The 23,763-nt window shown below is 47.0% G+C and carries 22 protein-coding genes and 1 pseudogene; 7 read left to right on the top strand and 16 right to left on the bottom strand.

All coding sequences use genetic code 11. From position 1 onward, the window contains the following. Positions 1-10 precede the first annotated feature (10 nt). The 7 genes and pseudogenes from E0698_RS15295 to E0698_RS15265 form a co-directional block, all read right to left on the bottom strand. A complete protein-coding gene (locus E0698_RS15295; RefSeq protein WP_192512108.1) occupies positions 11-1,195 on the bottom strand; it encodes a hypothetical protein in 1,185 nt (394 codons plus the stop codon). A gap of 25 nt (positions 1,196-1,220) precedes the next feature. Then, positions 1,221-2,663 carry a discoidin domain-containing protein gene (locus tag E0698_RS15290; RefSeq protein ID WP_202894923.1) on the bottom strand — a complete coding sequence of 481 codons (1,443 nt, stop codon included), beginning with the start codon at positions 2,661-2,663 and terminating at the stop codon, positions 1,221-1,223. Between the two features lie 2 nt (positions 2,664-2,665). Then, positions 2,666-5,511 (bottom strand): annotated as a pseudogene (locus E0698_RS27495) (contractile injection system protein, VgrG/Pvc8 family). Between the two features lie 50 nt (positions 5,512-5,561). Further along, the gene (locus E0698_RS26910; protein ID WP_238354011.1) at positions 5,562-6,464 is read right to left on the bottom strand and encodes a DUF4280 domain-containing protein; all 903 of its coding nucleotides are present in this window, start codon (positions 6,462-6,464) and stop codon (positions 5,562-5,564) included. Further along, positions 6,436-6,669: a hypothetical protein gene (locus E0698_RS26905; protein ID WP_238354010.1), complete on the bottom strand. Its 234-nt coding sequence runs from the start codon at positions 6,667-6,669 to the stop codon at positions 6,436-6,438. The genes E0698_RS26910 and E0698_RS26905 overlap by 29 nt, the downstream gene beginning before the upstream one ends. A 102-nt stretch (positions 6,670-6,771) precedes the next feature. Continuing rightward, on the bottom strand, positions 6,772-7,041 hold the full coding sequence (locus E0698_RS26900; RefSeq protein WP_238354009.1) for a hypothetical protein: 270 nt from the start codon (positions 7,039-7,041) through the stop codon (positions 6,772-6,774). Between the two features lie 415 nt (positions 7,042-7,456). Continuing rightward, on the bottom strand, positions 7,457-8,413 hold the full coding sequence (locus E0698_RS15265; protein ID WP_192512106.1) for a nucleoside hydrolase: 957 nt from the start codon (positions 8,411-8,413) through the stop codon (positions 7,457-7,459). A gap of 206 nt (positions 8,414-8,619) precedes the next feature. Between E0698_RS15265 and E0698_RS15260 the strand changes: the two genes are divergently transcribed. Continuing rightward, entirely contained in the window at positions 8,620-8,796 is a 177-nt protein-coding gene (locus E0698_RS15260; RefSeq protein WP_134914548.1) for an aspartyl-phosphate phosphatase Spo0E family protein, read from the top strand. A 215-nt stretch (positions 8,797-9,011) separates the two neighbouring features. After that, complete coding sequence (locus E0698_RS15255; protein WP_134912046.1) at positions 9,012-9,620, top strand: hypothetical protein; 609 nt, start codon at positions 9,012-9,014, stop codon at positions 9,618-9,620. Positions 9,621-9,705: 85 nt separating this feature from the next. Here the strand turns inward: E0698_RS15255 and E0698_RS15250 are convergent, their stop codons facing one another. From E0698_RS15250 to E0698_RS15240, 3 genes are read right to left on the bottom strand one after another with little or no spacing between them, the layout of a single operon-like run. Further along, positions 9,706-10,314 (bottom strand): pentapeptide repeat-containing protein, encoded by a 609-nt coding sequence (locus E0698_RS15250; RefSeq protein WP_192512105.1) that lies wholly within the window; start codon positions 10,312-10,314, stop codon positions 9,706-9,708. Positions 10,315-10,350: 36 nt separating this feature from the next. Continuing rightward, a complete protein-coding gene (locus tag E0698_RS15245; RefSeq protein WP_134912044.1) occupies positions 10,351-10,860 on the bottom strand; it encodes a MarR family winged helix-turn-helix transcriptional regulator in 510 nt (169 codons plus the stop codon). Next, positions 10,850-13,216: an ATP-dependent DNA helicase gene (locus E0698_RS15240; RefSeq protein WP_192512104.1), complete on the bottom strand. Its 2,367-nt coding sequence runs from the start codon at positions 13,214-13,216 to the stop codon at positions 10,850-10,852. The genes E0698_RS15245 and E0698_RS15240 overlap by 11 nt, the downstream gene beginning before the upstream one ends. A 259-nt stretch (positions 13,217-13,475) precedes the next feature. On the opposite strand from E0698_RS15240, the gene E0698_RS15235 reads away from it, so the two are divergent. Further along, on the top strand, positions 13,476-14,465 hold the full coding sequence (locus E0698_RS15235; RefSeq protein WP_238354008.1) for a diguanylate cyclase: 990 nt from the start codon (positions 13,476-13,478) through the stop codon (positions 14,463-14,465). 134 nt (positions 14,466-14,599) lie between these two features. Next, on the top strand, positions 14,600-14,782 hold the full coding sequence (locus tag E0698_RS15230) for an aspartyl-phosphate phosphatase Spo0E family protein (RefSeq protein WP_134912041.1): 183 nt from the start codon (positions 14,600-14,602) through the stop codon (positions 14,780-14,782). A 95-nt stretch (positions 14,783-14,877) separates the two neighbouring features. On the opposite strand, the gene cidR is transcribed toward E0698_RS15230, so the two are convergent. Then, a complete protein-coding gene (gene cidR / locus E0698_RS15225) occupies positions 14,878-15,777 on the bottom strand; it encodes a cidABC operon transcriptional activator CidR (RefSeq protein ID WP_149094241.1) in 900 nt (299 codons plus the stop codon). A 131-nt stretch (positions 15,778-15,908) separates the two neighbouring features. Here cidR and E0698_RS15220 point away from each other — a divergent pair, with 131 nt between their 5' ends. Continuing rightward, on the top strand, positions 15,909-16,280 hold the full coding sequence (locus tag E0698_RS15220; protein ID WP_025683925.1) for a CidA/LrgA family protein: 372 nt from the start codon (positions 15,909-15,911) through the stop codon (positions 16,278-16,280). After that, complete coding sequence (locus tag E0698_RS15215) at positions 16,277-16,954, top strand: CidB/LrgB family autolysis modulator (RefSeq protein WP_149094243.1); 678 nt, start codon at positions 16,277-16,279, stop codon at positions 16,952-16,954. The genes E0698_RS15220 and E0698_RS15215 overlap by 4 nt, the downstream gene beginning before the upstream one ends. A gap of 99 nt (positions 16,955-17,053) precedes the next feature. On the opposite strand, the gene E0698_RS15210 is transcribed toward E0698_RS15215, so the two are convergent. The 3 genes from E0698_RS15210 to E0698_RS15200 all read right to left on the bottom strand — a co-directional run bounded on the left by E0698_RS15210 (position 17,054) and on the right by E0698_RS15200 (position 20,670). Beyond that, positions 17,054-18,757, bottom strand: coding sequence for a glycerol-3-phosphate dehydrogenase/oxidase (locus E0698_RS15210; protein WP_192512103.1), 1,704 nt, complete (start codon positions 18,755-18,757; stop codon positions 17,054-17,056). A gap of 190 nt (positions 18,758-18,947) precedes the next feature. Next, positions 18,948-19,505: a glycerol-3-phosphate responsive antiterminator gene (locus E0698_RS15205; protein WP_134912039.1), complete on the bottom strand. Its 558-nt coding sequence runs from the start codon at positions 19,503-19,505 to the stop codon at positions 18,948-18,950. Positions 19,506-19,716: 211 nt separating this feature from the next. Next, positions 19,717-20,670: an alpha/beta hydrolase gene (locus E0698_RS15200; protein ID WP_192512102.1), complete on the bottom strand. Its 954-nt coding sequence runs from the start codon at positions 20,668-20,670 to the stop codon at positions 19,717-19,719. A gap of 256 nt (positions 20,671-20,926) precedes the next feature. Between E0698_RS15200 and E0698_RS15195 the strand changes: the two genes are divergently transcribed. Next, a complete protein-coding gene (locus E0698_RS15195) occupies positions 20,927-21,562 on the top strand; it encodes an NAD(P)-dependent oxidoreductase (RefSeq protein ID WP_044644324.1) in 636 nt (211 codons plus the stop codon). Between the two features lie 158 nt (positions 21,563-21,720). Here E0698_RS15195 and E0698_RS15190 read toward each other — a convergent pair whose 3' ends face one another. Together E0698_RS15190 and E0698_RS15185 are read right to left on the bottom strand one after the other, a co-directional pair. Then, positions 21,721-22,896: a cation:proton antiporter gene (locus E0698_RS15190; protein ID WP_192512101.1), complete on the bottom strand. Its 1,176-nt coding sequence runs from the start codon at positions 22,894-22,896 to the stop codon at positions 21,721-21,723. Between the two features lie 275 nt (positions 22,897-23,171). Continuing rightward, positions 23,172-23,759 carry a GNAT family N-acetyltransferase gene (locus E0698_RS15185; protein ID WP_192512100.1) on the bottom strand — a complete coding sequence of 196 codons (588 nt, stop codon included), beginning with the start codon at positions 23,757-23,759 and terminating at the stop codon, positions 23,172-23,174. Positions 23,760-23,763: the final 4 nt, after the last annotated feature.

The following is a 23,763-nucleotide window of genomic DNA, read 5'->3' as shown; positions in this document are numbered from 1 at the left end:
TCAAAAACTATCAGTTGCCTGTTACTGTCCATTCTCCATTAGAAACGCCTCTCGAATCTTGCGCATTGCGTTGAGCCTTAAATGTATAAACAGGTAGCTTTATACCTTCCGATCTGACAATTTCTTGAGCCGTACTTTTATTAATGCTTGATATATACAGTTCATAATTATTGGCTTCATTATTACTAAGTTTATTATATAGTTTCTCTACACTCGTTCCCCACGTGCCATTTCCAGCATATGGACCGAGTTCTACTACTTTTCGGTTCATTCTGACGATTGGGGTTTTCCAGTTGCAATATTGAAATAAATTTCCTTTACAAGTGATTCCAGGTAATTTATTATTTTTAGCTACGGCTTTTCTAAAATCCTCGCCATAGTAAATATATCCCAGTAGTTTTCCGAATATTAAACTGTTGGCTTTCATTAAATCTTTGGCATAATCAGTTTCAGCACCATGCTGTCCATCTGCTGCTCGATTTGAACTGCTAGTATTGAAGCTTCCTGTTCCTTCCTGAATAATAATAGCTAACAAAAGCCGTGGATCAATCTGAATATCATATGCTTCTTGTATCTTTTTTGTAGCTTCCCACAAACTATGCAGCTTTTCCTGATTCCATTTTAATTTTGTGAATTTTAATGAATACTTTTTGAAAAGTTTCTCTGCTTTAGAGTTACCATTATACTGGAATTCAGCAGGTATCCATTTTCCAGCCGGGGTCTTTACATTTTTTGTAGGTTCATCCTTCGATTCGTTGGTAACTGGTTCTTTTGGTGGTTCTTTAGTGCTCGTATCGATCAGACCCAGCTTCTCGCGAATGGCTCGCCCCGCTTTCTCAGCAGCTAACTTTTCCCTGATATTCCCGCTTGCCTCAGCAGCCATCCAGCGGATTGTTTCTTTTTGCATTTGCTCTTGGGCCCACTTGGGGAATGTCGCCATTTCTCGGAGCTTGCTTCGAAGTCCTTCCGCCAGCTTTTGTGCTTTACGCATGCCGACCTCGTCACCGTTTGCTTGAGCGATATACCAATCCTCTTTGTATTTACGCATCCACGACTGGGCCCAGTCAGGATAATTCAGTTTTTGTTTTTTCTGTTCTGCCACCAAATCAAATGCCTTCGCCTTCCTGTGCGCATTAGCTGTTGTTAAAGCTTTCAACATAGGTGTTGCACCAAACGTTGGCTCTTTCCACTTCATAGGCTATCTCCTTCTTTTAAAAATGCTAGAAAAGCCGTACATCGGATATACATGTATCCTGATATTTCGTTCCACGTTCAACTGATAAAATAGTAAGTTTAATAAATGAGGTATTAATAGGCTCTTTAAATTTCTTACGTGTGTTAAAATCATTCATTTCTAGAGAGGAACCATCTGAGAATTCCAGTTTTAGTTTTTGAACTCTGTTGTTCTCCCGATAACTTTTTTCAGATTTAGCATATCCGTTAATCACTTCGATACCCTTTACCTTCTGTGATGATCCCAGATCTAACAGTATAGTTTCCCCTTCCCCGTTGCCTTTCACACCTTCACACCATGCAGTAGATGTATCTCCATCCACCAGATTTTTGGCATCATAAGTCTGCGTGCCTTTACTTGGCAGAGTGGATGAAGCTTTAATTTGATGCACTTTTATTTCACTATCATATTTAGAAAAATCATTAGCAGTATAAAACCACTGCACAGGTGTTGCCGTATTCCCATTAATTGTAGTGATAGATGCGGCTTTACTTTCCAAACCTGTATTTATATTTAGTTTATAATTAGACGGTGAGTCTAACTTCTCAAACCATAACTCCGACCCATCACGAGACATTAAAGGTCGTTCCATCCCTTTGCCTAAAAGGTGCTCCTCTCCATTATTTAAATTTAACAAGTACGTTTTATTTACAGACATGGAGTCAATAGAATAGATTATTTTATCTTTCTGAATCCATTGGTTGACTATCGCCATACCAGAATCTATATGGATTTTCTTAATGATTTTATGAGTTGATACATCAAATACGACAATATTCTGCTGGCTGTCAGTAAAACAAAACTGGGTACTGTCTGGAGAAAATTTTCCTTGATGAATGTCATCTACATCTATAGAATCTCCATCTAATTGAATAGCTGTTGATTGATTAGTTGACGGGTCATATATATACGCTTTATCTTTATCCTCATATAAATACTTCGTTAAATCAGAAGAAATTACTGGGTGGTTATAAGGCAGCATAAATTCATTTACTTTTTTACCCGAATCCAAATCATAAATTTGTATTATTAATCTCGCTTCTTTAAATAAATCTAATACGAATGCGATTTGACTCCCATCTTCTTGGATTCTCCCTACATCTACATAAGAATCTCGATATTTCTCTTTATCCTCCTTCGACTGTAGGAGACTAATCAGTTTCTCGGCACTTAAGAACCGTTCAACTTTTGACCCTTCCAGCTGAACCAAAAATTCTGCTGGATCTTCTGTGCCTTCTTCTACTGTTAAAGCCCATTCTTTCTTGCTATTCTCTTTAACAAGCTCCGTTTTATTATTTTTATTAGATGATTCCACCACTTCTGAAGCCATATCCACCGTTTTCGAAGAAAAGGAAGTAGGGGCTTTTTGAGAAGCATTACATGCTGACAACACGATTAAAAAAAGAATGATTAATATGTTTCTGATCATCTTCACTTTGATCTATCCTTCCGATCAAGAATAGCTAGCCCTTTTACAGGATTAGGTCTTTCATCCAATGAATTCTTCACCACACCTACTGAACTCAAAAATCTTACATACTCGTCTTTATGGACTGTAATACAAGCTGTTGAAGTCGGCCTACCTTTAGTATCATTATTGTAGCCCTTGTGTATATTTACGCCTTCTGCTGTGGTATCCTTTTTTTGGCTTCCTTTGGTTGCTGGAACTGCTGCACCATCCCGAATACGCAAAGCAGGATAAGAGCCCCGATGCAACCCCCCTACAAACTCATACACTCCATCTTTAACAGTTTTATCCTTGCTCTCATAATCAGGAAGTGTGCTGGCGTTTTTGCTTGTATACTTAATTTCGCCGTCTATCACCACAATTGCCATAGCTCCATATCGACCTTCCGGGTGATCTTCTTGTTTATAACTATATGAGCCGTCTCCTTCAAAGAAAAACACGAGTGGTGCTTTACGGTTCGAAGACAGTTTCTTTTGAATAATACTGTTATTGGTGTAATCATTTATTCTATACAGAGCTTGAGCTTGATTACCTTTTATTCCTTTATTACTTATATAATTTTCAATCTTTTTCACCGCTACCAATCCATCTTTATAATCCTCAGGATTTAATGGCTTCGTTTCTTCTTTCGTTGGCTTTTCAGGGGTAGTCGGCGTCTTCTTGCCCGGTTCCGTTTTCGTTGTTGGAACAGTCGGCGTTGCAGCCTTATTAACCTTAGGCCATGGAAGAATGCCGTTGGCTACTTGATGCAGGTATACGGCGAGCACATCACGACCATAGCCCTTATTGTCCAGACCGTACTTTTTCGCAAAATCATGCAGTGCCGCGTTAAGCTCCTTATCCCAATCGCCTGTAGTTGGCAGCCTGTACGAGAAGCTGTCTGGATACTTCTTGGCAAGCTTGTTCAAATTCTCTCTGGCAAGCAGGCTGTTCACGCCATACTTACTCCGCAGAGCGGCTGCTTCCTTGGCTATGGCCTTTTGATCAGCAACGGTCAGCTTATGAGCCGCATCTGCGTACTGTCCAGACAGCTCCTCCAACCGGTTCGCATCGAGATAGGAGTTGGCAGAATGCCCACGAATCAGCTCGTTGATTAGCACATTGTCACGCAGTTGGTTCGCGAAAAGATGCATCTGCTTTTGCTTGGCCTTGTCATTTGCGCCGTACGCTTCCCACCACTGGGACGTGTATTCATGCATTTGCGCTCTTGCCCAGGCAGGCATACGATCTATTTCTGCCACCTGCTGGCGCAATTGCTTGGCCTTGGCTGCTGCTTCCTTAGCACCTTTTTGTCACCTGCTGCCACGGCTTTGTAATAGTCCTTTTTAAATTGAAGCAGCAAATCTTGCACCCATTGCGGATATCCCTTGCCCTTCAATTCATGAATCAGGGATTTATAGGCCTTCAGTTCCGCATCAGGCACCTGATTTTTCATGAACTTACCAGCCTTGATATGAAGCGTTCCATCGGTTCTGATGTAGCTGGTCTTGCAAGTCAGAGATATTTCGCGAGTAGCAGTCATCTGTACCTTTTTGCCGTGAAGCACCAAGTCTGTATCTGCTTGAAAGGTAATGTCATGATGACTATACACGTGAATACCGGATGCAGGATTTAAGCGTACAAGTATCTTTTCTTTCTGGGTGGAGAGAGCTACTTCTTTATCATCGAATCTCGCCACTTTTTGAGTTTTGGTATGGAACAGCTTTCTTGCTGGCTTGCTGATTTCATCTCCTTTGTAGTCTCTCTTACGGAGAGATTGAACCACGCGAGCTTCCTGCTCTTTGTTGGACGGAAAATATAAATGGACATGATCCCCAAGCTCGGGCATGCAGTGCCAACCGATTCCACCACCGGTATACAAGGTGGGGTAAGAAAACCAGCAACCCCCAGCTTTGGACTGCAAAGAATCCACGGACAAGTGAAGTTTAACCGACTCTCCTTCACCATCTAAATCAATTACTTTCCCTTCAATGGAGGCACCTTGTATGAGGTGATTATATATAACCTCCCTCGGAATGCCTGCTTCCGGAACGAGAGTATAGTCGTATGTCATGATACCTTGCTTCATCTCTGCATGAATTTGATCGATAACCCAATGCTTTCGTTGAAACACGACGACATCTCCAAGTTCAAAACGTTTCGTATCCTCCACTTCAGCATATGTATACTGGGGACCTGACTTTGTTTTTTGGAGGGAAAAGTTAATGCTACGCAGTTCACCTTTCACCTGTTCTTTTGAGGTGCCTAACCATAGTCTCGGGAACATGGATGTAATCTCGGCAATCAGTCCAGTTTGCAGATGAGAGGCCATTCTTTTTAGAAACTCCCAATCACTCTCCCCATACTGAATAGTAAAGCCGTCCAGCTTTTTATCGCTGTCAGTCATGTCAATAAAATCCCCGTGTGGATAAGCATCTATGAGTTCGCGGAACAATTGGTAATACGTCAAGCTGCTGTTTTGAAACGAACGATTTTTTCGTTGTTGATCCATCAAATATGTAAAAGAGGCAGCCTCTATGTACATGTGATATACGCCATTTTTGAATCCAATGCTAATATTGGTGACTATTCCTTTAAAAATACTAACCGTCCCTCGATCTTCATCCGTCTCATATACCTCCAGCACATCCTCATCATGTGCTAAACCATCATACTTAGCATGATCCTCATCCGGTATGAGAGCAGTGATGTACACCTTGCCGTGCTCATTCACCTTCTGCGTCAATTCAAAGTCCAGCAGCCGGACAATTTCATACGGTGCATTCACTCTAATATTTCCATACGTCAGCACAGTTCCTGCCAGTCCCATCTTACTCCCTCCATTTGTCTTTCCATGATGTAGCTTCCTGCAATCTGTAGCTATTCCTGCCCGTCTGTCGTGAATGAAATTTTTCCACACCACATGCATAAATTTGTGGAGCAGCTCATAAGAGCCGGAGATTGATCTACGTATACATCCTTCTTTCCATTCAACCAAGGCATAGATACGCTCGGTTTGCAGGGCTGCGGAATGATTTTTCCGGAATTACCTTTGTTAGCAGAAGAAACTGCAGGATTATGCATACTGCGGCACACTCCGAATGAAGGGATATGAGTCTGTGGGTGAAAATCTTGAATATTCCCCTGTAATTTATCACCAATGCTAATCCCCCTGTTAGCTGAAACACTAAATCTTCCTGAATGACTTCCATAGTTACACTGTATCTGTGCTCCATCCACTACATAGCTCTCACTCATTCTTGGACTCTCCTTTGTAGATGGCCCCTCTGTATCGACCTTTTGTAATTTCAAGCCTGCCAAGTTGAACTTTAAAATACATTCAGCCACATCAAGATCCACAATGATATGATGATTGGCATTCTGAATCCTGAATATCTTATGATTCTCCACTGCATATTCATCTAAAATGATTTTCCTCAGTGTACCGTCTCTATGATATTCACTACGTGATGATAAACACGTAAGGCTAGGCGGACTAGCCAGCCAATACCTCGTTTGCTGCATCCGCTGAATATCGGCAAAAACTACCAACTTCCAGCTTAATCCGGCTTGATATATATCAAAGATTTCCTTTAACTGCTCTGAAACTATGGATACCGGATGCTCAATAAAATCGATATAGTCTGCATCACCTGAAACATAAAATTGTAAAATGGAATCCTCCGCGCTGGCTGCCCACTCCAAGAGCTGCCTACGATTCATCTCTTCGGAATGCATATACTCTGTAATACGGTTATCCTGTTGAATCATGTAATATTCCATATGCTGCTGAATACACCGCCTCACTGATTCCTTTATACTCCCCTATTCTTACTTCCAAATCATCTTCGCACCTCAAAGCCCTGAATTCCGGTGTTTGTATAGCCAATGGAATAGCATCCTTAGCCAGCTTCACAATGTAAGCATGGAATTGTTCCGCAGCTTGAAGTACGAAACGCTCGACATCAGGCTCAATAATTTTATTCATATAGGGTTTTCGAAGTTGGTTCAATTCATCCTCCAGTTCTCCCAGAAAGCTAAAGGCCCATCCTGCATCATAGAATCCCTGACATGGCTGGGGATCGAAGAATCAGCTTTTGTCGTAGGCTTCGATGACATAGTTATAGTTGCGATCCACCAGGTATGTACGCCTCATTGAATAGGTAATGTATCCGATCCTTGCTTTTGCCGTGTCTATATGACTGGCTTGCAGGCAAGTCCGCTGAAAGGATTGAATGAAGGATAACATTAACTCTTGTTTTCTTTGCTCATACAAAGACGCTACTTGGTGTAATTTCTGGCTCAGCACATCTTTCACATAGGTCTTATGGAAGTGTTCTAGGGCTTCCAGTCTATTCATAATCCCACCTCTGAACCTACTATATAGAATATTTACATGATATTACTGGTTCTATTCTCCTATTTTATTACACTATTTTCATATCGTGAGAATACATATGGATTTATGAAAATGAATGAAAATAATTATTTCACTTCATAAATGCGTAATAATTAGCCAAATACTCTCGAAGAAACGACCGTATCAGACCTATTTAATGAAGGTTTGCGCAAGCGAATAGGTAAATTGGAGTAGAAAGCCCGGTAGCGGGACTGAGATTACGCTCCATCTGACATTGAAAAACATATCAGGAATTTGCTTAAAGCAGAGGCTGGATTCTACTCATACATGGCCTAAAAAGGGTAACAAAAACCCGTGACGAATATCGTCGCGGGTTTTCATGTCATGGATGTTTGCTAATAGGTAGTCATGTCACCTAATAACGCTTGGGAGCAGCCAGCTTGGCCAAATCCGCCATGTACGTAAAAAAGGCTTCCGGATCCGTGTCATATACCAGATTAACAGGGCGGCCTTCCGCCTGTTCCACGGTTCTGCCCTGACTTGGACCATCTGCGATGACGCTGCAATGTACCGTCTTTTTCTTTACAATATCCGGACGTCCCACCGATGCGGTGGTCAGCACATCCCACAGGTAGTAGGTCGAGTTCGTCTCGCTGTAGACGAGCGGCGGACACCCTGCGTAGCAGTTGCCCAGGAAATCCACGCCCTCATAGCAGCGCTCGGCAGCCCAACGATTGCGTACGGCTGGCGTTAATGGCACTTTGCTTGTGCTTTCCAGTGCCACCAGATCAATGGTAATGCCGCTTTGCCATACCCGATATGCTGCTTCCGGGTCCCAGAACACATTCCATTCTGCTGTGCCGTCATGCTCAGGCTCCTCTACATTACCTTTTTCAAAGGTACCGCCCATCCATACCAGCTTGTCAATTTTCGCTTCAATATCCGGTGCTTCATCCAGCGCGCGTGCCAGATCGGTCAGCGGTCCAGTGAACAGGAGCAGTGTTTTGCCTTCGGCTCCACGTACCTTTTCGATCAGATGCTGATGAGCCGGCAGAGCGGAAAGCGGCGCTTCCATTTGTCCCGATTCATTCAGTACAGGTAGTGCATCTACATAGAAGGAATGTAAACGCCAAGCAGCAGGAAATGGATTTTTACCGCGTGAATTAGACTTCGCAACTTCCACAGATCCTTTATTTTTACCAAAACGATCAATAATTTTACGGCTGGCATCCGTCGCAGGCTCCAGGTAACCGTCTGCTGGAATAACTGATACTCCCGTCAAATGAACTTGCTCCATCTGAAGCAGCATAAACAGGGATACCAGATCATCCACTCCACCATCATGATTAAAATAAACGTTTGTCTGACTCATCTGTCTCTTCCTTCCTCTATCCCCGCGTAACAGGCATGTTCTCATCGGCAATCATCTTTCATTATGACTGATCGCTTCACGGGAGTAAATGTGCTATACTACTTTACATCAAGAAAAAAAGCCCTATATTTACCATTAATGTATAATTCAATTTTTATGCAATTGCTTTTATACTCTTACGAGCAGCAGGGAAGTAGGTGCAGCCTATGGTATCCAATCTGAATGCATCCGGGGATGGTTTGCTTGCCATCATTGAAGAATTGCGCAGAGAGCTTATTACAAAGGCACAGCATGCCGCCTTTACCGACCCCTCCATAGTAGAGCTAAGTCAGCGTCTGGATCATTATGTAGTCCTTGCCCAGCAAAGAAAGAAGAGAAACTAATGCCCCCTTGGTCCCCACCATACAATCCTTCCCCTCTCGGGTCAGTTCAACATATAAAGTACCCATTTCCCTGTCCGGTCCCGGTCCTGATCCTCAGGTTCTGCCGCTGGAGCAGGGATTTTTTTGTTTACTTCGTGCTTAAGAAAGGTACAAATGTGTGTAATAACAGAGTAGAAGCATGAGTTTATTCGGAAGCGTACTAAGGAGAGATGCATATGACAGCCCGAACAATAGAAGAGTTGGAGCAAATTCGCAAGGAGTGCAGATCCATGGTGACGAAAAGGGCTGCGGCTTCGGGCGGAGCAGTATTGGTTCCAGTTCCAGGGGCTGACGTTCTGGCCGATGTTGGCATTCTGATGCAGTTGCTGCCTGCCATTAACGGGAAATTCGGATTATCCGAAAAACAGTTAAACGGTCTGGATGCGGAAACAAAATCCATGGTGTATGGCTTTATCACCTCGATCGGTAGCAAGCTGATCGGTCGAATCATTACCCGCGAGGTGATCGTGCAAATTTTGCAAAAGATGGGCGTTCGCATCGCCACCAAGCAGGTTAGCAAATTTGTGCCCTTACTGGGGCAAGGACTGGCTGCCGCGATTGGCTTTACCGCGATGCGCACCATTGGCAATCGGCATGTCGAACAGTGCTATGAAGTAGCCAAGCGTTTGCTGGAGCAGCAGGCTTCGGCGGATATTGCCCGCAATTGGACCGTACCGCAGCAGCCTTTAGACCCTGCGGGAATTGAACTATTGCCCGGCCGGAACCTGGAAGCAGCGATCCCACTGCTGCCCGCTTCCGATAAAGATCAGGAACCCAAATCCTAGTCCCGACAGCTACATCACTTTCAACCTAAACCAGCATGGGGATATCCCGGGGCAAGCCGCCAGCTCCTGCGAATCTCCGTGCTTTTTACTCTTCCACCTTGGCTCGATAGGATCGGGCCACGGCTACCGCCTGCTGGATATCGAGCCTGGCTCCGGTGATATTCAAATCTTTGAAATTCACACCATCCATCTTCGCACCACGCAGATCCGTTCCTTGAAGCTGCGCCCGGTGCAGCCTTACCCGGGTAAGATCCGCTTCCCGCAAATCTGTCTTTTCCAGATTACATTCGGATAAGTCAGCTTCCTTGAATCGTATTTTTCGCAAATCCTGTTTTCTTAAATCTGCATGACGCAAGTTCGTATAAGACCAATCTCCGCCTGTAATCGTGATACCATCCATATTCGCCCCTGCGAAATCTGAGCCTACCAGCTTGCAGTTATCGAACCGGGCCACAAACAGATTTGCGCTGGTAAACAGGCAATTGGTAAAAGCAGACTCCTTGTAATGTGATGCATTCAGCGTGGCCCCCGTAAAATCACAATCTACAAAAGTACAGTCTTCAACAAGAGATTCATTCATCTCCATACCCCGAAAGCGACAGCGGATAAACTCACAATTTCTCCACTCACCTTCCCGGGCATCCATCGAACCAAAATCACGGGCTTCATAGACCTCATCTGTATAAAAAAACATGTTCTCCCCCTATCCCTTATCCCTAAGATCAGGAACTCAGCTTTTCGGCAAGGAATGCTCAAAACCGCTTTTCATTTTCCCCAGCAAACCCTTCATCATCTTATGATCCTGTGCCGTAAACTCAGACATACACGATCGGATCAGCTTCGTGTAATAAGGGACTATCTTGCTTAACAGTTCTCCTCCTGCCTCCTTTAATCCCACGGTCACCATCCGTCCGTCACTCTCGTGAGCCACACGTTCAATCATGCCTTCTCGCTCTAACCCGTCGATCAGCCCAGTCATGGTTCCACGCGTGACATCGGCTTTTTCCGCCAACTCTGATGGTGTCATGCGATGCGGCGCATGGCAATGCAACAGGCTAAGGACGATGATCCGGCCCTGAGAAGCCCCCAACTTGGTTAGATCCGTATCCATTTCTCTGAAAATACCGTTAGCCAAGCGCGCAAATGTCACAAAAGTCTCTATATTTTCCACTTCGGCATCCTCATGTCCAAAGCTACGCAGCACCCCGCGTATGGAGTCATTATGAAAATTAAAATTCATAGTCTATCCATTCCTTCCTTAATCCCGCTTGTTCCGTCAAACGGTAGCTTCTCCATTCTTCTGGCAGCAAAGATGCATACGGTTCCTTGGCAAAACGATCATCTACCAGGACCAGCAAGCCTTCGTCGTGCTCTGTGCGAATGAGTCTGCCACCTGCCTGAAGAACCTTGTTCATCCCCGGATATACATACGCATAGTTGAAGCCATTCCGTCCCTGCTCCGAAAAATAATCCCGCAGCACATCCCGCTCTGCTCCAATTTGCGGCAAGCCAACGCCGACGACCACTACCCCATTTAAGCGATCACCCGGCAGATCAACTCCTTCGGCAAACACGCCCCCCAGTACGGCAAAACCAAGCAGGGTACGCTCTTGCCCCGGCTGAAAAGCCTCCAGAAAGTGATCCCGCTCCGGTTCGGTCATGCCTGGACTTTGTACCAGCGTATCTGCAGACACGCCCCGGGCCGTAAATTCCTCATAAACCTCTCGCAGATACGGATAGGAAGGGAAAAACACGAGCATATTCCCTTTACGCTCCTCAGCCAATCCCGCCAGCATATCTGCAATCGCCCCCTTCGAGCGTTCACGATCCCGATAACGAATAGAGAGCGGCAGCAGGCGTACATCCCATTGCTCCTGATGAAAAGGGGAAGGAACCTGCAACGTGTAATCTTCTTCCCTCGCTCCCAGCATGTCCCGGTAATACGCAAGCGGCGTCAACGTCGCAGAAAAATAAATGGCCGAGCGATAGCCCTTCACAGCCTGACCCAGCAAATGCGAAGGATCCAGGCAGAACAGCTTGACCCGCACTTCACTGCGTCCCGCCTCGATATAGGTAACGTAGCGTTCATCGTACAAAGCTGCAATCCGCAGCATATTTTGAGCGGCAAAATACGTATCCAACAGCAATGTATAGGCCGCTCCTGAGCTGCTCGTACTACCGGCGCCAGTTAACAGCTCACGTTCGGCTGCCTCTACAAAAGGTGCCAGCAGCCCCAGCACCTCATGCGGCGCCTCCGTATTCACTGCTTTTCCCGTATCCGCGTACAGCTTGCGCAACGCAATCATATGCGCGTTAACTGCACTGGCCGCCCCGGCAATCTCCGGGCTTAGCAGCTTGAACTCTTTTTTCAATTCCAAAAAAGACGATTTCAACATTTCCGCCGAAAACATATCTCGGCCGCGTTCCACCAGATTATGCGCTTCATCCACCAGCACAACACCTTTTCGCTTGTGCTCCTCCAAGAGTCTTTTCAAGGAAATACGCGGATCAAAAACATAATTATAATCACTGATTATACCATCCGAGGCATACGCCACATCCAGCGAAAATTCAAAGGGACATACCCTGTGCTTACGTGCATAATACTCGATCACCGCTCGGGTCATTAACGTCTCGTTCGCCAAAATATCGGACACCGCGCCGTTGATCCGGTCGTAATATCCCTCGCACATGCTGCATGATCCGGCATCGCAATCATTTTCATCCTTGAAGCAGATTTTATCCTTCGCCGTCAAGGTTACTACATGCATATGCAGCCCTTGGGCCTGCATCTTGGCATACGCTTCTTCTGCTGCTGCGCGGGTCGTGGTGCGGGCAGTCACATAATACACACGGCTAGCCAGCCCTTCACCGATGGCCTTGATCGCAGGAAACAGGGTGGATACCGTTTTACCGATACCCGTAGGCGCTTTCGCAAACAGATTGACACCTTCTGCAATTGTCTTGTATACCGAACCCGCCAGAGGCCGCTGGCCTGAACGATATGTGTCAAAGGGAAAGGCCAGTGTTGCAATACTGGCATCCCGTTTCTCCGCATGCGCTCTTAACAGGAAAGCATACGGCGCATAACCCTCGACCATCCTCAGCGCAAAGGTCTCCAGCTCTGCAAAGGATAACTCCCGTCTGAATCGCTGAATTTCTCCGCTGTGTGCCTGTACATAAGTAAGCTGGGCCTGCATGGAATTGCGCTGCTCTTCGCGGGCAATCATATAGGCGTACAGAAATGCTTGCGCCCAATGCACAGGTTGACCATCCCCCGGAATATCTTCGAGAGGAATGGAAACCGATTTGATTTCATCAACCGTCCATATGCCGTCCAGCTCAATCAGTCCATCACAGCGGCCCTCAACGATAAATAGGGCATCCTCATATAAAATTTCTGTGCGCAGATGTACCTCTTTGCGGTCATGCTCCTTATAGCTTTTTTGGATAAGCTGATGCACGCGTGTTCCTTCCAGCATGCTGCTGTTCGTGCGGAAACCACCGTGAATGCTGCCGCTCCGATGCACATATTCCACAAGGGGTCGCACCGATATGTTAATTGGTTCCTTCATACGATCACCCGTTCCGGTCATAGTCCTTTCACTGTACCACGTAGACAGACGAAACGTAAGAGGCAAAAGGATTGTTTGTCATCTAACTGGTATTCACTCATGACCTCTTTTTTCCGAAATATAGAAATAGGGCTTTTAGCTTTCACTTCTTAACGATACTACAACTCACATTACAATCATAAGGGATAGGGATATGTTAAAAGAACTAATCAACAATTTTGCGTTATTAACGAGTTTCTTATTCTTTGGGAACTTATTTTTCCGAAAATACGAGCGTTATATGGAAAAGCATGTATGGCTTTATCGGGTGCTAAACGGTTTGATGCTGGGGATGTTCGGTATTCTGTTGATGATGACAGGTGTATGGGTCCGCGGGCATTTTGTGGTCGATCTGCGCCAATTGGCTATTATCATATCTGTTTATATGGGAGGAACGATATCCGGTCTGTTGACCACCCTGATCATAAGCCTGTACCGTATTTACATCACCGGTGGTTGGACAGATGTTTCTCTGACTGCTACTGTCAATTGCTTCATGACACTAGGCATTTCACTTACCTTCATTCGAGAAAAAAGCCTAACCCTCCGCAAATGGATGTCAGCCGTGCTTGGAGCTGCTGTTGTGTCGCTGTTATCTACTTTCTATGTGGTTAATCCTCCTAATAATGAAACTATTATAATAGTCACAACCGTTAAGTTGCTTGGCGGCCTGTTCACTTATTTTATGGTGTCCCATATCAAAAAAACAGAACGGGCCATTCATCTACTCGAAGAGGCTGCGAATCGGGACCATTTAACCGGATTATACAGTCCGCGTGCTTTTGATGCGCTATTTGAAGAGGTCTTTCATACTTCCAAGGCTACAAAGCAACCTTTTGGGGTCGTGATGCTGGATATTGACCACTTTAAAAATATTAATGATACGTATGGTCATTTGAACGGTGACACCGTCTTAAACCAATTGGGAATTTTGTTAAACCGGGAGTCTACAAGGAGGACATACCCCTCCCGTAAAGGTGGAGAAGAATTTGCCATTCTGATTGGAGATTGCGACAGCCAGAAAGCAGCAAGCTTTGCCGAAAAGATTCGAAAGGCTGTGGAAAACGGTCCCTTTCAACTAAATGACGGAACCATCGTTCCTCTGACGGTATCTATCGGAGCAGGCAGCTTTCCTACCATTGCAGCGGATAAATTATTGGAGAAGGTGGACGACGCTCTTTATGAAGCTAAACATTCAGGACGCAATCGGGTAGAAATAGCAAAACGATAATTATAAGTCGCTAAATGTCAGGAAAGCTGGATTATTGTTAATAAAAAGTGGTAAAATGGAAATAAGAATCGTATTAGAAAACCTTCTGCCGCTAGAGGAGACATGCCTTACAATCTACATGGGGGGTGGGCTTTTTGAACCTCGAACAATTGGAAAAACTCATGGAAAAAGAACGCCGCGAACTAAATCGTATGGCAACCTTACATGGATTAAGGGATGAACGTGTATTGGACAAGTCCTCTCGGCTTGACCGAATTATGGACAAGTATCTCCACACCAAGCGTGCGGTAAATGGTAGCAATCAGGCACATTCATAGAAGAAAGCTACACCGCTGCCCGTAAGGGCAGCTTTTTTGTACATAGCGTCGTATCCCATTCCCATACCTGTACACGTTAACTTTCCGGTAGGACACTACTTTCTTCCGTACTGCGTCCGCAGTAGTTCCTGCGTAAACGTAATCCATTCTCTGGCGGCAAAGGACAGATACCGATCCTTTCGCCAGATCATCCCTAGATGCCAGGGAATGACGGGATCAACGAGTGGAATAACACGCAATCGTTCGGAATCAAGGTCACGGCAAATCGCTTCCGGCAGCAGCGCTATCCCCAGGTTCGCAGCAACCATTTCGCTGATCAGATCCCATTGTGAGCTTTCATAGACGACTCGCGGCTGGAAGCCAGCCCGGACACACTCTGCAATAATACGGTCATGCAGTGTAAAATCCTCGCGGAATAGCACAAACGATTCCTCCGCCAGCGCTGCCAGCGGTACCTCTGTACGCTCTGCCAGTACATGCGTAGGGTGAACCAGCAAATTCAGCTTTTCCTCCACGAACAGAAACGTCTCGAATATGTCCCCACTCGGCGGCAACACAATTACGCCGATATCCAATGCACCCGCGCCTACGTCCTGCTCTACTTTTTTCGCCCCATCCTCAAATAGCTGAATGGTCACATCGGGATATGCCTTGTGAAATTCCCCAATGACACGCGGAAAAAAGCTCGATCCGACCATGGGGGGCAGACCGATACGGATGTGCCCTTTTTTCAGGTTCATCAAGTCACTCAGCTCGGAGGACAAGCTCTGGAAGGACTTCACAATCGCTTGCGCCTGAAGCTCAATTACCTTGCCCGCGTCCGTCAGCTCGATTCTTTTGCCGATCCGGTCAAACAAAGCGACACCCAATTCATCCTCCAGACTTTTAATCGTTTTGCTGATCGTCGGCTGTGTAATAAACAGGCTCTGGGCCGCCTTCGTAAAGCTGCGCAAGCGCGCGACCTCCAAAAAATACTGCAAATGTCGAATATCCATCCTATCACCTTCTTCCATAGATAAACGGAATACATCTTATTCTTTATATGCATTTTACTCATGAAAGCATGTGATGTAAAATTTCATTACAGTTTGAAAATAACGAAACTCATAGATAGGAGCCATTATATATGAAAAGCTTCATACGCGGTGTCCTCCAGATCGCCGTCCTGATGGCCTTTTCGCTCATCCTGAACGCGATGGTCTCCTGGCTCCACCTGCCTGTACCCGGTAGCATTATCGGCATGCTGATTCTCTTTATTCTGCTGCAAACGGGCGTGATCCGCCTAAGCTGGATTGAGATCGGCGCAAACTGGCTGCTGGCCGAGCTGCTATTATTCTTTATTCCCTCCGCTGTCGGCGTTATGAATTATTGGCCGATGCTGGAGCACGATGGTATGAGCATTATGCTGGTCGTACTGCTCGGTACCTTTCTCGTGATGGCCTGTACGGGCATGATCGCCAGTCTGCTCGGCAAACGAAAGGAGCACAAATCATCATGACCGGTCTTCTATGTATTGTGTTGACGCTCGCTATTTACTGGATGGCCAAACGCATGTACCGCACACTGCCCAAGGTGTATATGTCTCCACTACTCATTACACCGATCATTATTATTTTAATTTTAACGCTTTCGGGTGTAAATTACCGTTCCTATAACTCGGGTGCCCATTTGCTCTCCATGCTGCTCCAACCAGCGACGATTGCATTTGCCGTCCCTTTATATCGATATTTCCCTGTGCTGAAAAAACATGCGACCCAAATCGTGCTTAGCGTGCTGTCCGGTTCAGTCGTAGCAGTAGTATCCTCCATGGTACTCGCCAAATGGATGCATCTGGATTCCTCGCTGATGAGCAGCCTGATTCCTCGCTCCATTACGACACCGATTGCCATGAATGTTTCACAAACGATTGGCGGTAATCCGACAGTCACGGCTGTGTTCGTTATTTTGACCGGATTAAGCGGTCTCATTATCGGTCCGATGATCGTTAAGCTGTTCCGTATCGAAAATGAAGTTTCGCGCGGTGTCTTGCTCGGTACCGGGGCTCATGGTACGGGTACTTCCAAAGCGTTCGAGTTCAGTTCGCTGACGGGCACTATTTCCAGCATCTCTATGGTGCTCGCCGCTCTCTTTACCTTGGCGGCTGCGCCGTTCCTGTTCCACTTGATGCTGTGAGTTCTTCATATACAAACAAAGAACCTCCGTTCCACTAGCTGTAGTGGGACGGGGGTTCTTCGCCTATTCGGGAGCAAGGCCCCCTCATCTTTCATGCAATCAAATCGCTTTAACAGCGCCGGATTTCTCATCTGCCTCAACAGGTGTCACAGCTTCACGTAAATAAGCGTCCAGCTCTGCTGCATATTGGCGCTCTTGCGCGGCGCTCCAGCCTGCTTGCTCAGACATTAGCGCAATGACAGGCTGCTTCCAGCGCTTCACCCCGTCAATCTGAAAGAACAACGCCCCGGTTCGGCGTATGAAAAAATCAGACGGTGTCACCGTCATTTCCTGCTCCATGGCATACAGGAGCGGGACACGCACTTCCACGGGCAGCGCGGCTTCCGTCTCGCTGGCCTCCTTCATGCCGCGTGCCGCTATGGCAAACAGCCGCTCCGCATTGGAGCCGTATCGGGTGGCCCACGCCCTTGCGGTTTCTGGCGGCAACCCGAGCGCAGCACCCGCTACCGCTTGCCCGCTCACGAAGGCTTCCCAATCGGCGGAGCCGCCTACGTTGCCGCCCGAGATCGGGATGTGCCTGGTGCGGCATGCCCGGAAGCTCTGTCCATGCAAGCGGCCCAGCTCCCGTACCGCGCGGTCTACAACCAGCTCGGACATTTTCCGGTAGCCTGTCAGCTTGCCGCCCGCAATCGTGATCAGGCCCGATCGGGATTCCCAAATTTCATCCTTGCGTGAAATTTCCGAAGGGCTTTTGCCATCCTCATAAATGAGTGGCCGCACACCAGCCCAGCTCGATTCCACATCCTTGACGGACAGCTTCACCTCAGGGAACATGCCGTTGATCGCTTGAAGTACATAGGTCCGGTCATCGGTGGTCATTCGGGGATGAGCTGTATCCCCTTCATATACCGTGTCGGTCGTACCTGCGTATGTTTTCCCGTCACGGGGAATGGCGAATACCATCCGTCCATCCGGCGTATCAAAATAAACGGCCTGTCTGAGCGGGAACCGCTTGGCATCGAACACCAGATGGACACCTTTGGTCAGGCGAAGCACCTTGCCTTCTTTGGACCGATCCATCTCCCGCAGCGTATCCACCCACGGTCCGGCGGCGTTAATAACCAGCGAAGCCCGGATTTCGTGAGACTGCCCCGTTACCCGATCCGTTACGCTTGTGCCGCTGATTCGTCCGTCTTCATACAGCAGCTTGTCAGCCTTGGCGTAGTTTACAGCTATAGCCCCTCGTGCAACAGCCTCCTTCATGACCTCAATCGTCAGGCGAGCATCATCCGTACGGTACTCCACATAGCTGCCGCTCCCCTTCAGTCCTTCCCTCTTCAACAAAGGCTCCCGCTCCAGCGTAGCCCGAATATCCAGCATTCGGCGGCGTTCGCTATGCTTAACCCCGGCGAGAAAATCATACACCAGCAGTCCGACAGAAGTGGTAAACGCGTTGAACGTGCCCCCCTTGTGAAATGGAAGCAGCATACGTTCCGGCGTGGTCACATGCGGGCCGTTTTCGAATACAATCGCTCGCTCCTTCCCGACCTCGGCTACCATCTTAACCTCAAACTGCTTCAAATATCGAAGACCACCATGCACCAGCTTGGTAGAGCGACTGGACGTGCCTGCTGCAAAATCCTGCATTTCCACCAGCGCCGTCTTCAAACCGCGATCCGCGGCATCCAGTGCAATTCCGGCTCCAGTAATGCCGCCGCCAATAATTAAAATATCAAAATGCTCTCTCTCCATACGTTCCAAAACAGCCGTTCTCTCCTGCGCAGCAAATCCTTGTTCTCCCATCATCTATCCCTCCAGCTTTGTATATATTCACGATGCGATCTGCCAACCCAGTCATCAAAAGATACAAAAAAAGACCACGAACATCGCTGCGGCGTATGCCGAGCGGTTCATGGTCTCTCCAAATCTCCTGACGAGTATTAACTTATCCATATCGTAGCACACACCGTACACGATGAAAAGGGGTTATTAGCTATTGCCTATAATGCTCAAAAAGCTGTTTATTGGATGTTGTAACTGCTGTAGCTCCCGCGGCGAGAGCCGCTTCCACATCCTCCGGGGTACGAATCAGCCCTCCTGCCAAAATGGGAATACCCGTGCGTTCACTGACCTCTGTAATCATGGGGGGAACAACGCCAGGCAGCACCTCGATATAATCGGGTCGCGTTTTTTCCACCAGTGCGTAGCTTTTCTCCAGCGCAATCGTATCCAGCATAAATACCCGTTGCACAGCGAGAATCCCCTTCTTTTTGGCGGTCGCAATCACGCCGGATCGAGTCGAAATAATACCGAACGGCTTAATCTCCTGACACAAATATTCAGCGGCATATTCATCATTCTTCAAGCCCTGTACCAGATCGGCATGCAAAAGCATCTGCTTGTTGCGGCTCCGTGCCAACTGATACAGGCTGCGTAGCTGCGCTACATGCGTATCCAGAAAAACCGCGTACTCATAGGAGCTGTCCAAAATGCCCTCCAATTGCTTCATGTGCTTGGCAGCAGGCAAAATGCGTTGTCCCTGAAATGGCATGGATATCCCCCTTAAATCCCTAGGCTAAAATGTCGGTCAAATCTTTCAAATTTTATATTATCACTCTGTTCAACGAACGTGAAGCGGTTTCATTTTAGGCATATATAAAAAGCTGTCCTCCCGAAAGTAAATCCTTCGGGAAAACAGCCTCAGTCCTTAACAGAAATAGACCACATCATATGTCAGTGCCTTTGAAAAGCTTTATATTGCACTAGCCCTCAAACCCTTGGCGCAGCCATGAGGTAGCCAGCGCAATCGCCCCGCGCTTAGCTGCGGTTTCCGATAACGGGTTCAGCATTACGAAATCGTGAATGATGCCCTGAAAGCGGGCTGCGGTCACATCCACCCCAGCCTCACGCAGCTTGTTCGCGTAAGCTTCCCCTTCATCCCGCAGCACGTCAGCCTCGCCTGTGATGACCAATGCTGGCGGCAGCCCCTTGAGCTGTTCGGTCGTTGCCCGCAGCGGAGATGCCGTAATCTGTGCCCGTTCATTGGGATCTGTCGTGTATTGATCCCAGAACCATTGCATCCCTTCTCGGCTCAGGAAATACCCTGTGGCGAATTCATGATACGATTCCGTGTCAAAAGAAGCGTCTGTCACCGGATAGAACAACAACTGCTGTCGGATAGCAGGGCCGCTGCGTTCCTTGGCAAGCAGCGTTACGGCTGCGGTCATGTTACCACCGACGCTGTCTCCAGCTACCGTCAGCGTATCATGCTTCAGCCCATGCTCGCGTCCATGCTGAGCCACCCACTGAACGACCGCGTAGATTTCCTCAATTGCCGTTGGATATTTGGCTTCAGGTGACAAGCTGTATTCCGGGAATACAACCGCTGCCTGCGCACCCACGGCCAGTTCACGGATCAGACGATCATGCGTATGGGCATTACCGAATACCCATCCTGCCCCGTGGATGTATACAATAACCGGGAGGTTCCCTGTCACCTGTTGTGGACGAACAATCCGGACCTTGACCTCCCCGCTTGGGCCGCCGGAAATAGACAAGTCTTCCACGTCTGCGGCAGGCTTGTCTGCTGGACCGGATTGGACCTCATTGACCGTTTCACGTCCCTTTTCAGGGCCCAAATCGTACAGAAACGGAGGCTTGGCGTTATCGTCTGCGAACTTCTGCGCTGTGGGTTCAAGCTGTACCTTTTTACTCATATCGGTTCACTCTTCCTTTCCTGTCTGTTGTTTTTATCTATCCAAAGTTGCTTATCTAGGCTCATTCAGCTTCACCTTATATACTTAAACGAGATCATTTCTTTTTAATCGGATGGCTTTAGGATGCCCAACACAAGGGCTTGACTTTCATTATATTTTGTAACTATAATAGTTACATATCCGAGTTCGTGAATGAACGTGGCAAACCCATGATCAAACTAGTAATCTAAATAACATTTATAGGAGGTTATTCATTATGAAAATTGCAGTTATTGGTGCAGGTGGTAAAGCAGGAGGCAATATTGTTAAAGAGGCATTGGACAGAGGGCATGAGGTAACGGCGATCGTTCGCGACTCTGCCAAAGTAACAGACAGCCGTGCGACTGTGGTACAAAAAGACGTTTTCGATCTGAAAACAGACGATCTGAAAGGCTTTGACGTTGTCGTTAACGCTTTTGCTGCTCCACTCGGTCAAGAGCATCTGCATGTAGATGCAGGTAACGTTCTGATTGAAGCACTGCGTAATGTGTCCGGTACTCGCCTGATTGTTGTGGGCGGCGCAGGCAGCCTGTTCACAGATGAGTCCCAAACCTTGTTGGTAAAAGACACGCCTGGTTTCCCGGATTTCGTATACCCAACGGCTAATAATCAAGGAAAGAACCTGGAAATTTTGCGTGGAACCAGCGATCTGAACTGGACTTTCATTAGTCCTTCTGCTGAATTTGCTCTTGGCAAACGCACCGGCTCTTATAAAATTGGCAAAGATGTGCTGCAAGTCAATTCCAAAGGCGCAAGCTATGTCAGCTATGAAGATTATGCGGTGGCTGTAATTGACGAAATCGAGAAACCACAGCATCTGAACCAACGCTTCACCGTGGTATCCGAGTCCTAATTCCTGCACTTAATCCGACATATACGTATGATAAAAAGACCCTTCGGTCATGTCCCATATGTCATCGAAAGTCCGGTTTTGCTACAAATCGGACTTTCCATACACACTGTGAGAATATGAACCCGGAGGGTCTTTTAGATATGACTTAGCTATGCTTGTCAGGCCTCAGCTTCCTTCTTCTGCTCACGGCCGGGAGACTTCTTTTCGCTAAAGCATAGCTTGAGGATCGGAGGTGCAGCCAAAGTCGTCAGAATGACAGCAATAATGACGGATGTAAAATATTGCTGTGCCAGCAGACCCGTTTGCAGCCCGGTTGCTGCAATAATAAGCGCGACTTCGCCGCGAGATATCATACCGGAGCCAATCGCGAGCGAAGAACGGTTATTAAAGCCTGTCAGACGTGCCCCGATTCCGCCACCGATCAACTTTGTCACCATTGCAACCAGTGTTAACGCAACGACAAATCCGATCTGCTGCCCTACTCCCTCGAAAGAAACATTTAATCCAATGCTGACAAAAAACACAGGGACAAAGATGGAATAAGCGATAGGCTCCACTTTTTCTTCTACGACATGCTTAAAGCTCGTTTGCGAAATGGCAATCCCGGCAGCAAAGGCTCCGATAATGCCCGCCATACCCAACATATCTGCAAAATACGCAAACCCGAAGCAGATGATCAAAGCAGCGGTAATGGTGGCCTCTGTCACCTTGAGCGGAGCCAGTATTTTCATAATCCAGGGAACCACAAACCAACCTCCGAATATAGCGACGACAAAGAAAAGAAGCTTTTTGCCGACGAGAAGTCCCAGAGATGTTCCCCCTCCTACCCCGAATACACTCATCATCACTGCAAGCAACACCACCACCAGCACATCATCCAGCACGGCCGCACCCAAAATCGTCGAGCCTTCCCGGGTGTTAAGCTTGTTCATATCCTTTAGCACCTGGACCGTAATACTGACGGAAGTGGCGCTCAGGACAACACCGAGAAACCATCCTTCATGCACGGAAAATCCGAAGGCTTCCCCGACTCCAAAACCGCAGATCAACGGAAGAATAATCCCCCCAACTGCTACGGCTACCGCAGGTTTCCAGTTACGCCGAAGCTGATCCAGATCCGTCTCCAACCCGGCAATGAACATCAGCAGCAGCACTCCGATTTCAGACATATCATGAATAAGTGTGTTGTTCTGAACCCACCCCAATACCGCCGGACCGAGTACAATACCAGCAATCAGCTTCCCTAGCACCGAAGGCTGACCAAGCCTTACCGACAGATCACCAGCCACTTTAGTAAACAGCAGAATCAGCAAAAGATACAATATAAATTGCATGGCTCATATACCTCCTTTAATCATCAAATGGTAGACATCTAGTATTGATAAAATGCTAAAACTTTGCGCAAAATATGTGCTGACGTGCCCTGAACACAACAAAAAAAGGAACCTGTGCAGCTACAGATCCCCTTAAAAAAGACAAAGAGGAGCCTTGGTGACAGGCTCCTCCGGTAATTCATTGTCATTTTATGTTGTCATTCAGTAACCTACATAGGTTCGCGCATATATGCCTTTATTATACCTTTTCATTAAACCGCTGTAAACGTTTTGAATCAGTTCTCTGCTTTTTCTACATAGCGGACACGGTATTCAGAGGACAGCATACTCATCAGAATGGAGTCATGGTATTGATGATTATAAAATAAAGCATCCCGTTGCACGCCTTCACGTTGGAAGCCTATTTTTTCATAGCAACGGATAGCCCGTTCATTAAAATCATACACGTTCAGCTCAATTCGATGCAGATTACAGATACCGAATCCGTGATCCAGCATTAGCACAAGCGCCTCAGTGCCGTAGCCTTTTCCCTGATTCTCCTGTTCATTAATGGCAATGCGGATGTTGGCACTGCGGTTCAGGCTGTCCATATCCTGAAGAGCAATGTCACCGATGATACGATCATCTTCCTGAAGGGCAATGAGTAGCAGGAGGCTGGAGGTATCCTGCCCTTTGGATTCAATATAACGCCCAATTTGATCCTTGGTAAAGCTGCGCTGCGTACCCGTCATCCTCCTCACGTCCTGATCAAACAACGTATTATAGTACAGTTCGGTGTCCTCCACGTGAATCGGACGCAGATACACCCGCGATCCCTCCAGTAACCGCGCCACAGACGTTGTGGACGAAGATTTTTGAGTCATAATC

The sequence above is a fragment of the Paenibacillus sp. 23TSA30-6 genome, from assembly GCF_014858585.1.
Taxonomy (GTDB): Bacteria; Bacillota; Bacilli; order Paenibacillales; family Paenibacillaceae; genus Paenibacillus.
This window is presented reverse-complemented; position numbering and strand designations above follow the sequence as displayed.